At 55.4% G+C, this 12,684-nt stretch carries 17 protein-coding genes and 1 tRNA gene; 17 read left to right on the forward strand and 1 reads right to left on the reverse strand.

All coding sequences use genetic code 11. From position 1 onward, the window contains the following. Positions 1-67: 67 nt before the first annotated feature. The 3 genes from FHR87_RS10605 (at position 68) to FHR87_RS10615 (ending at position 1,516) form a co-directional block, all read left to right on the forward strand. On the forward strand, positions 68-238 hold the full coding sequence (locus tag FHR87_RS10605) for an Arc family DNA-binding protein (protein WP_183166689.1): 171 nt from the start codon (positions 68-70) through the stop codon (positions 236-238). Continuing rightward, positions 207-1,223, forward strand: a complete 1,017-nt coding sequence (locus FHR87_RS19205; protein WP_246335977.1) for a BRO-N domain-containing protein — start codon at positions 207-209, stop codon at positions 1,221-1,223. Before FHR87_RS10605 ends, FHR87_RS19205 begins: the two co-directional genes overlap by 32 nt. Before the next feature lie 216 nt (positions 1,224-1,439). Next, positions 1,440-1,516 (forward strand) — tRNA-Met (locus FHR87_RS10615). Positions 1,517-1,560: 44 nt separating this feature from the next. Here FHR87_RS10615 and FHR87_RS10620 read toward each other — a convergent pair. After that, the gene (locus FHR87_RS10620; RefSeq protein WP_183166690.1) at positions 1,561-1,779 is read right to left on the reverse strand and encodes a hypothetical protein; all 219 of its coding nucleotides are present in this window, start codon (positions 1,777-1,779) and stop codon (positions 1,561-1,563) included. A 257-nt stretch (positions 1,780-2,036) separates the two neighbouring features. Between FHR87_RS10620 and FHR87_RS10625 the strand changes: the two genes are divergently transcribed. From FHR87_RS10625 to FHR87_RS10690, 14 genes are all read left to right on the forward strand, one after another. Beyond that, positions 2,037-2,351, forward strand: coding sequence for a phage holin, lambda family (locus tag FHR87_RS10625; protein WP_420826737.1), 315 nt, complete (start codon positions 2,037-2,039; stop codon positions 2,349-2,351). Then, entirely contained in the window at positions 2,348-3,088 is a 741-nt protein-coding gene (locus tag FHR87_RS10630) for a hypothetical protein (RefSeq protein ID WP_183166692.1), read from the forward strand. Before FHR87_RS10625 ends, FHR87_RS10630 begins: the two co-directional genes overlap by 4 nt. 232 nt (positions 3,089-3,320) lie before the next feature. After that, positions 3,321-3,743, forward strand: a complete 423-nt coding sequence (locus FHR87_RS10635; RefSeq protein WP_183166693.1) for a terminase small subunit — start codon at positions 3,321-3,323, stop codon at positions 3,741-3,743. Further along, positions 3,740-5,677 carry a phage terminase large subunit family protein gene (locus tag FHR87_RS10640; protein ID WP_183166694.1) on the forward strand — a complete coding sequence of 646 codons (1,938 nt, stop codon included), beginning with the start codon at positions 3,740-3,742 and terminating at the stop codon, positions 5,675-5,677. The genes FHR87_RS10635 and FHR87_RS10640 overlap by 4 nt, the downstream gene beginning before the upstream one ends. Beyond that, positions 5,674-5,886, forward strand: coding sequence for a phage head-tail joining protein (locus FHR87_RS10645; RefSeq protein ID WP_183166695.1), 213 nt, complete (start codon positions 5,674-5,676; stop codon positions 5,884-5,886). Before FHR87_RS10640 ends, FHR87_RS10645 begins: the two co-directional genes overlap by 4 nt. A 7-nt stretch (positions 5,887-5,893) precedes the next feature. Continuing rightward, on the forward strand, positions 5,894-7,432 hold the full coding sequence (locus FHR87_RS10650; protein ID WP_246335985.1) for a phage portal protein: 1,539 nt from the start codon (positions 5,894-5,896) through the stop codon (positions 7,430-7,432). Next, positions 7,407-9,407 (forward strand): prohead protease/major capsid protein fusion protein, encoded by a 2,001-nt coding sequence (locus FHR87_RS10655; protein WP_183166697.1) that lies wholly within the window; start codon positions 7,407-7,409, stop codon positions 9,405-9,407. The genes FHR87_RS10650 and FHR87_RS10655 overlap by 26 nt, the downstream gene beginning before the upstream one ends. A 63-nt stretch (positions 9,408-9,470) precedes the next feature. Beyond that, positions 9,471-9,824 (forward strand): DUF2190 family protein, encoded by a 354-nt coding sequence (locus FHR87_RS10660; protein WP_183166698.1) that lies wholly within the window; start codon positions 9,471-9,473, stop codon positions 9,822-9,824. Positions 9,825-9,827: 3 nt separating this feature from the next. Beyond that, the gene (locus FHR87_RS10665) at positions 9,828-10,145 is read left to right on the forward strand and encodes a head-tail joining protein (RefSeq protein ID WP_183166699.1); all 318 of its coding nucleotides are present in this window, start codon (positions 9,828-9,830) and stop codon (positions 10,143-10,145) included. Next, positions 10,142-10,609, forward strand: coding sequence for a hypothetical protein (locus FHR87_RS10670; RefSeq protein WP_183166700.1), 468 nt, complete (start codon positions 10,142-10,144; stop codon positions 10,607-10,609). The genes FHR87_RS10665 and FHR87_RS10670 overlap by 4 nt, the downstream gene beginning before the upstream one ends. Positions 10,610-10,651: 42 nt before the next feature. Beyond that, positions 10,652-10,855: a DUF7210 family protein gene (locus FHR87_RS10675; RefSeq protein ID WP_183166701.1), complete on the forward strand. Its 204-nt coding sequence runs from the start codon at positions 10,652-10,654 to the stop codon at positions 10,853-10,855. Continuing rightward, positions 10,855-11,646 (forward strand): phage tail tube protein, encoded by a 792-nt coding sequence (locus FHR87_RS10680; protein ID WP_221189813.1) that lies wholly within the window; start codon positions 10,855-10,857, stop codon positions 11,644-11,646. Before FHR87_RS10675 ends, FHR87_RS10680 begins: the two co-directional genes overlap by 1 nt. Positions 11,647-11,724: 78 nt before the next feature. Continuing rightward, complete coding sequence (locus FHR87_RS10685; protein WP_183166702.1) at positions 11,725-12,105, forward strand: zinc ribbon domain-containing protein; 381 nt, start codon at positions 11,725-11,727, stop codon at positions 12,103-12,105. Between the two features lie 68 nt (positions 12,106-12,173). Then, positions 12,174-12,656, forward strand: coding sequence for a DUF6631 family protein (locus FHR87_RS10690; RefSeq protein WP_183166703.1), 483 nt, complete (start codon positions 12,174-12,176; stop codon positions 12,654-12,656). Positions 12,657-12,684: the final 28 nt, after the last annotated feature.

Raw genomic sequence — 12,684 nt, forward strand, 5'->3', positions numbered from 1 at the left:
CACGGTGGGTTGACAGCAATGATTCATGGTGAAACTATGATCACCGTGAGTCTATAAGGGGAAATCAATGAAACAACGAGATATCAACCCATTCGGTCTTCGTATGCCGCCAAAGGTTAAAGAGTGGATCGAACGAAAGTCGGCAGACCAAGAACGCAGCCAGAACTGGCTGATAGTCAAGATACTTGAACAGGAGATGGCCAAGGATGAGCGCAGTTCAGAAACAGCTGCAGCCTAAAAAGCAAAGCCCCGGCGAGGTGAGAGTCGCCAGGGCTTTAGATAACGTCAAAACCAACAAGGAAATTAACGTCGTGAACAAGAATACCATAGCAACAGCACAGATAATTCCATTTGAATTCGACAGGAAACCGTTGCGAGCCACTTTGATAGCTGGCCTGCCATGGTTTGTTGCTGCTGATGTATGCGCAGCTATCAATATCACTAACTACCGTAATGCAGTTGAAAAGCTGGATGAAGATGAAAAGGGTGTCCACTCAATAGACACCCTTGGCGGAACCCAGCAAATGCTGGTTGTTAATGAGTCAGGCTTGAATGCGATTATTCTTCGCTGTCGCGATGCTATGACACGGGGAACACCGGCTCACCGATATCGCAAATGGGTCACCGCCGAGGTGCTGCCGGCCATCCGCAAGCACGGTCGGTACGAGGATGCCAGCGGCAAGATGGGCATCCTGCTCGATGACGTAATCGGCACCAGTGGCGTAAACGTGCTGGACCGGGTGATCGAGCAGAAGGCTTCGCCCATAGCCGCCAGCCTACAACGCAGCTTCAAGCACACGATGAAAAGCCGGCTGCGGTCTCGCTTCAACGTTCAGCGCACCGATCTGATCCCGGCCAGTCAACTGGCGGATGCCTGCAACTTCATTGCGGCCTATGCCCTGGAGGGTGAGTGGATCGGAAAGGAAGAAAAGCCCGGAACATTCGTGCTGGACGAATACCAAGCCCAGGACTTGGTCAGCTTGCTTCACTACACCGACTGGGTACTCTACCGCTGGAACCAAGGAATCAGTGCTGGCTTAAAAGCCATAAACCCGAAGTTTCACGCTAAGACTTGGGAGTTTTTCCAAGAGACTCAGTGTGCTGCCAAACGTCTGGAACGCGGACTTCCAGAACTGATCGCACATTTCCATCAGAAAAGCCATGGCTATCGACCACACGAAGCCATCGCCAAAGGCATTCAAGTCGGCCATCCCGCCGACTAATACAGACTAACAATGCATAACCCCGCTTCAAGCGGGGTTTTGGTGCTATTGCAGCCACGGTCTTACCGGTGGCCGTGCCATGAGGGCTACAGTATGAGCGCGCTGATATTGGATTTGGAGTGCTCAGCAATCGAAGCGGCTTGACTCCATTGGCCGATTGGCCGAAAATTTGGTCATCATGTGGAAGTTTGCCATTATGAATTTTCACATTGTTGTCGCGGGGTAGAGCAGCTCGGTAGCTCGTCAGGCTCATAACCTGAAGGTCGTTGGTTCAAATCCAGCCTCCGCAACCATATTCAAAGGTTCAAGACCCCAGCCAAGCGCTGGGGTTTTTATTTTAGCCAGTTATTACCTGTATATCGGTTATCCCTATATTTCTTAGCTGGGCATCAAACTGTTCTTTTAGGGAAGGTCTTCCCTCTCGACCAAAGTCAACAGGAAGCGGCTTAAGCGTTTCTACGAGGAATTGTTTCGCCTTAAGCTCAGTCAAGTGTTCATCATCTACTTCTATCGATTTGGCGTCATTGCCTTGCTTGTATTTGATAGTTGTACGCATGAAATTTCCTTCATTGAAAATGATGCTAATTCGTTATGGGTATTGCCTGTTAAGTAGCCGATTGCAGGGCATTGAATATTTAGACCACGAGTTGGCCTTATGCCAGCTTTTTCGTTTCTGGCGCGCACCGTCGCCCGTCCTAATATATCCAGGCCCTGCTATTGACCGGGGCTTTTGTTTTATCCACGCCCAGAAGCCCAGCCATCGCGCTGGGCTTTGTCGTCTGGTGCTCCAGGCGGAGCTGAAGAGATATGAAAATGCCTGAGAAAGATCCCAGCAACTGGGCGATCCTGCTCGCTTGGCTGAACCAGATTGCGCCGCACGTCTACGCTCCAGTCATGTCCGCCATCATCGCTGGCCTGCGCGTGCTGTACGGTGGTGGCAGATGGCGGCAGGTATGGCTGGAGGGCGCTTTATGCGGTGCTGCCACTCTGGCAATCAAGCCGCTGCTGATTTGGCTGGGCATGCCGGCCGATATGGCTGTGTTTATTGGTGCCTGCTTCGGCTTCGTCGGCGTCGAAAAGCTGCGCGAGCGCGCTGACCAGGTGATCGGGCGCAAGGTGGGGCAGTGAGCTTTCGAGTTGAGGCCAAGGGATTCCGAGAGCAGTTGGCGGGGTTAACAGAGCTGGAGCGTAATCAGTTGCCGTTTGCCATGGCGCTGGCTCTGACTCGTACCGCTCAAGATGTTAAGGCCGCAATCCAGAATGACATGCGCTCGGTATTCGATAGGCCAACGCGATTCACGCTCAATTCACTGTATGTCTGGCCGGCAAAGAAAACACGGCTATCTGCCTCGGTTGAGGTGAAGGATATCGGCGGCAAGGCTATCGCGCCGTCGTATTGGTTGGCACCTGAGATCTACGGCGGCGGTCGGCGGGACAAGCGCACAGAGGTAGCTCTGCACCGGCGCGGTCTGCTGCCGGACGGGAAGTACGTCGTGCCAGGCAAGGGGGCCGATCTAGATCAGTTCGGCAACATTAAGCGTGGTCAGGTCACAAAGCTGATGTCAGGTCTACGCGCATTCGGTGAGGTTGGTTTCAATGCCAATGCGTCGGGTAGCAAGCGCTCAAAGCAAAAGGGTAATGCCAAGTCATTTTTCGTGATGCGTCGAGGACGTGAGCCTATAGGCGTAGCCCAGCGCACTGGTCGTGGCCGGGATGATCTGAAAATGGTGTTGGCGTTTGTCGGTAAGCCATCGTACTCGAAGCGGCTACCGTTCTTCGAAACAGCGGAGCGTATTGCAGAACAGCAGATGCCAGTTCGGTTTCGTGAAGCAATGGCCCAGGCAATGCGAACTAGACAGCGCTAGAGGCGAGGCCCCCCTACCATGGGTCCTTCCGGGTGGGGTGGCCGGTCGAGGGTAATTCGAGCCTCGTTTCTTCACTACTCACGAAATTTTTTCAGGGGGACCGTTTCCGGTTCCGCTTTGGTGATTTATGGCCACTCAGCGCGAGGTCGCAGTTCACCTTGATCTGAGCGATCGACAAGTCCGAAATCTAATTGCAGACGGCGTCCTGCCTGCTTCCAAGGGGCATGGAGGGATGGATATTGATGCCTGTCGACTGACATACATTCGATATCTGAGAGGGGTGGGTAGTGGTCAGGTAAAACCGGCAACGCCTGGCGATTCCGGGCAGGGAGAGGAAGACCTAGAGCGCCAACTAACTGTCGAGCGCCTGCGCCTCACTGCTGCTCAGGCCGACGCCCAGGAATTGAAGAACGACGTTGTTCGGGGGCAGATGATTCCGACTGGATTCATGACAATGGTGCTGGGCAAGGTGGTGCCAGCTATCGCTTCAGCCTTCGACACCTTGCCCCTGATCATGCGCCGCCGGCACCCCGATCTGACACCAGCCCATATCTCCACGCTGGAGCGTGAATCCACCAAGATCCGTAACGAATGCTCTCGATTTGGTGAGCATGTACCTGAGTATCTGAAAGAATTCCTGGCCGCTATCGAATGATCTTCAACCAATCACAGCTTAATGCGGTGTCTGAAGCGATTCGCGCCGGGCTCATCTCGCTCTATCGCCAGCCGCCGCAGACCCCGGTTGAATGGGCGAACGATCATTTCTATCTATCCAGCGAGTCGAGCTATCAGGAAGGGCGGTGGGAGACTCTACCGTTCCAGGTCGCCATCTTGAATGCCATGGGCAACGACGAGATCCGCACGGTCAATGTCATCAAGTCTGCCAGGGTGGGTTACAGCAAAATGCTGCTGGCCGCCTCGGCCTATCAGGTTCAGCACAAGCGCCGGAATATACTGCTGTTGCAGCCATCGGATGGAGCTGCTGAAGACTTTATGAAGTCGCATATCGACACCATGATTCGCGATGTGCCCTGTGTTCTGGAATTGGCTCCCTGGTATGGCACGAAACACCGCGACAATACCCTGAAAGCGAAGCGTTTCAGCCATTCAAAGCAGCTCTGGTGCCTGGGGGGAACCGCTGCCAAGAACTACCGGGAAAAATCAGTCGATACCGTCGTCTACGATGAGCTCGCTGCGTTCGATTCGGATATTGAAAAAGAGGGCAGCCCGACGTTCCTGGGCGATAAGCGTATCGAGGGTTCTACGTTCCCCAAGACCATTCGCGGCAGTACACCCAAGATCAAGGGGCCGGTGGAGGAAGGCGGATGTCTCATGGAGGCAGCAGCGGAGGAATCGCCGCATTTGTTCCGATTTCACGTTCCATGTCCGCATTGCAGAGTTGAGCAGGCACTGAAATGGGGCGGCAAGGAGTGCAATTTCGGCATCAAGTGGACCCCGGATAGGCCAACTGATGCCTGGTATGTCTGCGAGCACAACGGCTGTGTCGTCCGTCAGTACGAAATGCAGGAACAGCAGCATAAAGGGCGTTGGATTTGCGAAAAAACCGGCATCTGGACCCGTGATGGCTTCGACTTCTTTGATCCAGATAACACTGAAGTCCCAACGCCAGAGGCCGTTTCATTCCATATCTGGACGGCCTACAGCCCCTTTACGACCTGGGCCCGCATTGTTGCTGACTTCCTGAAGGCCAAGAAGGATGTCACGTCCCTGAAAACCTTCGTCAACACGACACTGGGTGAAACCTGGGAAGAAGATCAGGGCGAAAAGCTGGAATGGGAAGTCCTTTATAACCGTCGAGAGGTATGGGCAGGAATTCCTGAGCGAGCCGTCGTGCTAATGGGTGGCATCGATACCCAGGATGGCCGCTATGAAGGACGAATTTGGGCATTTGGTCCTGGTGAGGAAAGCTGGCTAATCCACCGATTCATTTTGAACGGCGATCCGGCCAGTGAAGAACTGCACCGCAAGGTTGGCGTGGAGATTCACCGGCAATTCACTCGGGCTGATGGACTGATCATGCGGGTCGAGCGCTGGTGTTGGGATGCTGGCGGTCACTATTCTGATGAAGTGGCCTTCGAAAGCATCCGGCACGGCGTGCAATGGGTTATTCCGGTATTCGGAGCCAGCGTCTACGGCAAACCCATTGCCAATTTCCCGCGAACTCGCAAAAACAAGATCTATAAGACCGAGGTGGGCACGGATAACGCCAAAGAGCTGATCTATGCTCGCCTGAAGCTTCAGGTCGACACCGGAGCAGAAGTGCAATCCGGCGTTATTCACCTACCAGCCAATAACGACCTTTGCGACGAACAGGAGATTCGCCAGCTCACTGCTGAAAGCAAAGTATCGAAGATCGTCAAAGGTCGGCGGGTCAAAGTCTGGGACGCAAAAGGCCGTCGAAATGAGGCGTTGGACTGTTTTGTTTACGCCCTTGCAGCACTGCGTATCAGCCAACAGCGATTCGGCCTGAATCTGGACCTGCTGGCCACTAGCCTGATCCCTGACAGCACTGAATCTCGATCTACCGAACGGCCTCGTGCCAAATCTTCTTTCTGGAGTCGTCATTGAGCAGCGTACAGACGCAATACCAGGCGCTGAAAGACGCCATCTATGGCGGTGAGCTGACCGTCAGGTACAACGACAGAACCATCACTTACCGCTCCATCGCGGAGATGAAGCAGATCCTCAAAATGATGGAAGAGGACATGGCCGCCGCAAACGGAACCGCAGACACCACTGGCGGACGCCGGTATACCTCCTTCTCAAAAGGCTACTGACATGGGCATGTTCGATTCATGGTTTCCCGGCATAGCCGCGAAACGGGCCGAGCAGCGCCTGAAGAAAATGCAGGCTGACATTGCTCTCGACATCATGTCCCGCCGCTTTGATGGGGCAGCAGGAGGCCGCAGAAATCAGGGTTGGCGTTCATCCGGAACAGATGCCAATGCCGAAAACGGCCCTGCACTGGCCAAACTGCGCAACCGGGCGCGTGATCTGCGTCGGAACAATCCCTATGCTGAGCGAGCCATCACTGGCATTGCCGATAACGTTGTTGGCGCGGGTATCGTTCCGCGCTCCAAGGCCCGAACGGCTCGTGCCAACAAGAAGTTGGGCGAGCTATGGCGTGCCTGGGCAGAGACCACCGCTTGTGATGCCGATGGGCTAGAGAATTTCTATGGCCTACAGCACAAGATCGTGGAAGCGGTAGTCGAGGCTGGGGAATGCCTGATTCGTCGCTGGCGTCGATTCAACTCTGACGGCTTACCTATCCCCGTCCAACTGCAAGTATTGGAAGCGGATTTTCTCGACGAGGGCAAGAACGGCCAGAATGGCAATAACCTGATCATTCAGGGTGTGGAGTTCGATCCTATCGGCCGCCGAGTGGCGTACTGGCTGTTCGATCAGCATCCGGGGGCGGCGCAGGCCTTCGCCACTTCAGCCTCTAAGCGCGTCCCGGCCGAGGACATCATTCACGTCTTTCTGGCCAGGCGACCAGGTCAGGCCCGTGGTTACACCTGGCTGGCTCCGGCCATGCAACGGCTGCATAGCTTCGATGATATGGAAGATGCCGTCATGGAGCAGGCCAAGATAGCCGCCTGTTTCGCTGCCTTTATCACCAAAGACGATGCTGGGGGCGCTGCCAAGGCACCGCCGCTGATTGATCGGATCGAACCCGGCATCATTCAGGAGTTGGGGATGGGCGAGAGCGTCAGCTTTGCCACGCCACCGGCCTTCAACAGCTACACGTCCTATTCCTGGCAAGTCTTGCACGCCATCGCAGTAGGGTTAGGAGTTCCCTATGAACTACTGGCTGGCGACCTGAAGGGCGTCAACTTCTCCAGCGGTCGAATGGGCTGGCTGCACTTCGCTCGCCGGGTCGACGTCTGGCAGTGGCGCATGCTGATTCCACAACTGTGCGATGGCGTCTGGCGTTGGTTTGTGGAAGGGCAGGTACTACTCCCCGGCGGCATACTGGACGAGGTAGGCGCTGAATGGGTTCCGCCACGCCGGGATATGGTCGACCCAAGTGCCGAGGTGAAAGTCATCAAGGATCGCATGAGGTTGGGCCTTCTGCCGCCAGACGATGCCCTACGCGAGATGGGCTACACCGATCCGGACGACATCATCAAACGTTATGCCGAGTTCTTCGGCAAGCTCGACAACCTTGGCCTGATCTTCGATTACGACCCGCGCCGAGTATCCGGGACTGGGCAGGTTCAGTCCGCTACGAGCAATACGACCGAGCCGGAGGATTCCCTGCCCGCTGATTCCATCGCTACCGACGAGAACACCGACGATGCCACTACCGACTCAAACGTTTGAGACGCCGCTATTCCGGCTTCAGGCTGCCGTAAAGCCGGAAACCGTCAACACCGACAACCGAACCGTAGAAATCACCTGGACCACAGGCGCCAAAGGGCGACGCTGGTCCTGGGACGTAGGTAGCTATAACGAAGAACTGAAGGTCAGCGATACCGCTGTGCGGTTAGCTCGCCTGAACAACGGTGCTCCGTTTTTGAATACTCATAGCCAGTGGGAGCTGGACGATGTCATTGGTGTCGTCGAGCGGGCCTGGCTCGAAAATGGTCAGGGACGCGCTGTCATTCGATTCAGCCAGCGCCCTGACGTGGACTCGATCTTTCAGGACGTGAAGGACGGCATTCTGCGCAACATCAGCGTTGGCTATGCCGTTCACCGCTACGACATCATTGAAGAGGCCGACGACAAGATTCCGACCTATCGGGCTACCGACTGGGAGCCGATGGAGCTTTCACTCGTGCCAATCGGTTTCGACGATGGTGCCAAGGTTCGTAGCGCCAATACTCCGGCTGACTATCCCGGTCAGCGTTTCCAGACCCAATTTCAAACCTGTCAGGCCGACGAGCCTGTTGAACCGGCCGTCGTGGCTGCGACTACCGAGGAGCAAGAAGCAATGCCCCCAGAAATCACTGAAGAAGAACAGCGCGCGGCTAATGACACGATTCGCCGTGAGGCAGCCGAGTCCGAGCGTAAGCGCTGCATTACCATTCGCCAGATGGCCCGCAAAGTGGGTGTTGGTGATGACGTTATCGAAGATTTGATTGAGCGGGGAACGTCTGTTGAACAGGCTAGCGCAGCGTTGATCGACAAGCTGGCCGAGCGCCAACAAACCACCCAGCCAGAAACACGCAATAGCCAGCCAACGGTTACGGGTGGTATCGATATGACGGTGCTCGCCACGAAGCGCTCGGCCATGCTCAATGCTCTGCAGCACCGAATTAACCCGGTGATCAAGTTGGAAGAGTCGTCCCGAGAGTTTCGTGGCATGCGCCTATTGGACATGGCTCGCGAGTGCATTGAGCACTCAGGCGGAAACGCTCGTGGTTTATTGCCGCGCGAAATCGCCGGCGCAGCACTTGGTTGCAACAGCGAGGCATTCCGCGCCGCCGGTATGCACACCACAAGTGACTTCCCGCTGCTGCTGGGCGGAACCATCACTCGAACCCTGCGTAGCGCTTATGAGCTTGCTCCGCAAACCTGGCGCCCGCTAGGCCGTCAAACGTCTGTGCCCGACTTCCGTGAGATCAGTCGCGTAGCTTTGGGGGATATTTCGGCGCTTGAGCAGGTCCGCGAGCACGGCGAATACAAGTACGGCACCATTGATGAAGAAGGTGCGCCGATCAAGGTTGCCAAGTACGGCAAGATCATTGCCATTACTTGGGAAGCCATCGTCAATGATGATCTGAGCGCATTCTCTCGCATTCCGCAAGCCATGGGCGCGGCAGCGGCGCAGGTCGAGACCGATATAGTGATGAGTCTGGTTCTGGGCAACCCCAACTACACCGACGGAACGCCGATTTTCGACGCAGCACATGGCAACGTGGCCGCTAGTGGTGGGGCGATCAATATCACCACGCTGGCAACTGCGCGAGCCGCTATGCGCAAGCAGAAATCCAAGGCCGGAAACTTCCTGAATATTGGCCCTGAGTTCCTGGTAGTCGGCCCGGACAAGGAGCTGGAGGCCTTCCAGTTCACCAGTTCGCAGTACGTGCCGGCCAAGAACGCCGATATCAACGATACCCGCAATGCTTCGCTGACGGTGATTGTCGATGCGCGTATCTCGGGTAACCAGTGGTATCTGTTCGCGGCTCCGGGTGTCGTAGATACCTTCGAATACGCCTACCTGGAAGGCGAACAGGGAGTATTCACGGAAACGCGCGAAGGTTTCGAAGTGGATGGTCTGGAAATCAAAGCCCGACTGGTCTTCGGGGCGGCGTGGATCGATTATCGCGGCGCTTACAAAAACGCCGGGGTCTAACCCGAACCGAACCAGCACGGGCGCCATAACGGCGCCTTTTTTGTTTCTGCAGTGAGGTAATCCATGAAAAGCTTCATTCAAAAAGGCGACATCGTCACCGTTCCAGCGCCTGCCGGTGGCACTGTCTCTGGCCAAATCTACAAAGTCGGGGCCATTGTTGGTGTAGCTGCTACCACTGAGGTCGCGGGTGATCCAGTCGAGCTCAAGCTGGGCGGCGTATTTGAGCTTGCCAAGATCAGTGCGCAGGCCTGGGCGGTGGGTGATCCGATCTTCATGAACACCACCAGTCGCGCCCTGACCAACGTCTCGGCTGCCGGCTTGGTATTGGTGGGGATGGCTACCGAGGTAGCGGCTAACCCTTCGGCTTTCGGTCGTTGCCGCCTGAATGGCGTATCTGCCCCGGCAGCGGTGGCCTAAGCCATGGGCTGGGCCAATATGCGCGACCGTATGCTTGACCGCGTCGTCGATACGTTCGCCGATGGCAGTGCCCAGTACATAGCCAACCAGTCAGGCCCTATCTCTCTGCCCTTCAAGGTCATCCTGGAGCGCAACTTGGAGCGGACAGGGCCGGACGGAGTATTTCTCACAGACTCGGTCGGCATCACCTGGCGCAAGCCGGATCTGCTGACCGTCGAGCGTGGCGGAGTACTTATTATCGGAGCTGAGCGGTTCATCGTCGAAGAGGTCATTTCCGACGATGGTTACATGATGACCGCTGCCTGCATGGTGCAACCATGACTGAAATCAACCTGCTGACCGCTGGCCGCAAAGCGCTGCTGGCCCGGCTGGAAACCATCACCCAGGATAACGGCTATCTGACCGATGCGGGCAGCAATGTCCGCTCGGGGTGGATGAACGAAGTTTTGAAGCGGGAAGACGTAGGTTTTCCGTTGGTCGTCGTGCAGTACGGCCGTGGCAAAGCGCCTGAGCAGTCCCCGGGCGTAATCAATCTGAATACCGCGTTCGATGTCGTGGGTGCCGTCGACGTCGGGTTGGATGAGTACGAGGCCGCACTGGAAGACCTGATGCTGGATTTATTCCAAGCACTTATCCCGCCCTTTGGACGTCCGCTGAATTGGATGCCTAAAGGGATAGCCGGCGTGCTGATCGGAGCCAGCGAAATGTATCCCCCCGGCAATGGAGAACGCGCCGCGATTGTTCGAATACCCGTCACGGTAAAAGCCGTGATCCGGATGAAATAGCCAAAGGCCTGCAACTGCAGGCCTTTTTTATGAGACCACAAAATGCCTGAAGTCACCGTAACCCTGGCCAAATCGCATACCCATGCGGGGCGGGCCTACAAACCCGGCGATGACCTGACCTTACCATTGCACGATGCCCAATTCCTGCTCGCGAATAAGGTCATCAAGAAATTACCGACCGCCGACGGCTTGGGCGAAGCCGATACGCCTGAAGAATTCACGACCCCAGAACAGGAGATCCAGTAATGGCTATTGCTCAACGTGAGACGTTTTCTTTCAGCCAGGGTAATGTGCTCGCGGCACTTATCGACGCCACTGGTATCACCGGCCCCTATTTTGAATTGTTCGATGTCTCAGTACTGACCGGCGCAATCGCCGAAGAACGTGTTCAGCATCGCGAATCTTATTCAGGCAAACGCTCGCTGGCAGTAGATTTCGGCATTTCCCAGGACATGACCTGGAACGCTACCCTGCACAGCATCAACACCCGTAATCTGGCGCTATTCACCAATGGCACCTCAAGCGATGTTGAGGGCGGCACGGTTACCGGTGAAGTGTTGCCGACGGAGTTGGTGGCGGGCGACATCATCGCTCTGGATAACCCCAACGTCAGCGGTTTGACCATCACTGATAGTGCGGGAACCCCAATTGCCCTGGCACCTGAAAACTACGAACTGAACGCAGTACACGGCAGTGTCAAGATCCTGTCCATCCCTACCAGCCCAGCACCAATCCAGCCATTCAAGGCCGCCTATTCGTTCACTGAATACAGCCAGACAGCATTTTTGAACGCAGGGCAAAAGCAGATGGCCTTGCGCTACGAAGGTATCAACCTGGCCGACAACAGCAATGGAGTCATTCTGGACTTGTACAGGGTCAGCGCGGGATTGCTCACCGAGTTGGCCCTCATCGCTGATGGTACTGACGTGCTCGGCATGCCTGTGACCTTCACCTCGCTGCTCGATACTCGCAAACCGGCATCGGGATCGCTGGGCCGATTTGGGCGCCTGATCCAGACGGGTACTGCGGCGATCTGAGGGCAATGCTTAAAACCCGGACTGGTTCCGGGTTTTTGCTATGGGCACTTGGTAGCGTGGTACTTTTGCGAGAAAGATATGCAGCCAGATGAGAAGAAGTGCCCTTATTGTGCAGAGCTTATTAAAGCTGAGGCTGTGCGGTGCAAGCATTGTCAAGTTGACTTCGCCGATAGAGCCAGAGTTAAAACTGGCTTTCCTGCTAGACGTGTAATTTATTTGCTTGCATTAGGTGCGCTGATTGTTAGCGGGATGGACCTTTCGAATGCCATTCCCGGAACACCAAGGCATCAAGAGGGAATGATGCTTACATGGGTATTCATTGGATTGTTTGTAACGGGAATCCTTGTTCAGGTATCGCAACGTAAAGCGGGCGATACACGGAGCGATGCTCCGTTTTGGTGGACGAGCATCATCTTCACAGTAGTGATTCTTTTTGTAGCGTTAGGTTCGCAGAATTAATCTAGATAGATATGAATGTCATAGCCCGGCCTTAAGCCGGGTTTTTTCGTTTTAGGCACGGAGAAATCATGGAAAAAACTGCAAAGCAGCCTGACGTTGAGAGCGACCTCGATATCCTAAACCCCGACAAGCACCTGACCATCGCTGGTGAGAAGATTGTCATGCGCGAGTTGCGCTTTGGGCAGTTGATGGAATTTGGAGTCGAACTCAAGGCAGTTTCCGATGATTTTTCCGCCTTGGCAGATCAGGAACTGGAAGGGGATGCGGGTATTGATCGGCTCCTGGATATCCTGTTCGAGAATAAATGGGCTGTAATGCCGCTGGTCTCGGCCTGCTGTGACAAGCCAGTAGAGTGGATTGATGGGCTGACCCAGCAAGAGGGGCAAGACCTGCTCATCATCTGGTGGTTGGCCAATAACAGTTTTTTCGTCAATCGCCGGGTCAGAAAGCAACTGGCTCAGAGGAGGCAGGGTGGGGAATCGTCTTTGCCACCCTCATCGCCAGAGGTCATCGATTCGGCGACCTCTTCGGCTACACCGTCCGCCAGCTAAATCTGTTTTACCTCGAAGCCGAGCGGAT

The sequence above is a fragment of the Azomonas macrocytogenes genome (assembly GCF_014191985.1).
Classification (GTDB): Bacteria; Pseudomonadota; Gammaproteobacteria; order Pseudomonadales; family Pseudomonadaceae; genus Azomonas; species Azomonas macrocytogenes.

Coding starts and splice junctions, on each gene's coding strand:
- FHR87_RS10670 (WP_183166700.1), top strand. CDS start 10,142: ATGACTGAAATCAACCTGCTGACCGCTGGCCGCAAAGCGCTGCTGGCC.
- FHR87_RS10660 (WP_183166698.1), top strand. CDS start 9,471: ATGAAAAGCTTCATTCAAAAAGGCGACATCGTCACCGTTCCAGCGCCT.
- FHR87_RS10605 (WP_183166689.1), top strand. CDS start 68: ATGAAACAACGAGATATCAACCCATTCGGTCTTCGTATGCCGCCAAAG.
- FHR87_RS10685 (WP_183166702.1), top strand. CDS start 11,725: ATGCAGCCAGATGAGAAGAAGTGCCCTTATTGTGCAGAGCTTATTAAA.
- FHR87_RS10620 (WP_183166690.1), bottom strand. CDS start 1,779: ATGCGTACAACTATCAAATACAAGCAAGGCAATGACGCCAAATCGATA.
- FHR87_RS10665 (WP_183166699.1), top strand. CDS start 9,828: ATGGGCTGGGCCAATATGCGCGACCGTATGCTTGACCGCGTCGTCGAT.
- FHR87_RS10655 (WP_183166697.1), top strand. CDS start 7,407: ATGCCACTACCGACTCAAACGTTTGAGACGCCGCTATTCCGGCTTCAG.
- FHR87_RS10680 (WP_221189813.1), top strand. CDS start 10,855: ATGGCTATTGCTCAACGTGAGACGTTTTCTTTCAGCCAGGGTAATGTG.
- FHR87_RS10625 (WP_420826737.1), top strand. CDS start 2,037: ATGCCTGAGAAAGATCCCAGCAACTGGGCGATCCTGCTCGCTTGGCTG.
- FHR87_RS10675 (WP_183166701.1), top strand. CDS start 10,652: ATGCCTGAAGTCACCGTAACCCTGGCCAAATCGCATACCCATGCGGGG.
- FHR87_RS10690 (WP_183166703.1), top strand. CDS start 12,174: ATGGAAAAAACTGCAAAGCAGCCTGACGTTGAGAGCGACCTCGATATC.
- FHR87_RS10635 (WP_183166693.1), top strand. CDS start 3,321: ATGGATATTGATGCCTGTCGACTGACATACATTCGATATCTGAGAGGG.
- FHR87_RS19205 (WP_246335977.1), top strand. CDS start 207: ATGAGCGCAGTTCAGAAACAGCTGCAGCCTAAAAAGCAAAGCCCCGGC.
- FHR87_RS10650 (WP_246335985.1), top strand. CDS start 5,894: ATGTTCGATTCATGGTTTCCCGGCATAGCCGCGAAACGGGCCGAGCAG.
- FHR87_RS10640 (WP_183166694.1), top strand. CDS start 3,740: ATGATCTTCAACCAATCACAGCTTAATGCGGTGTCTGAAGCGATTCGC.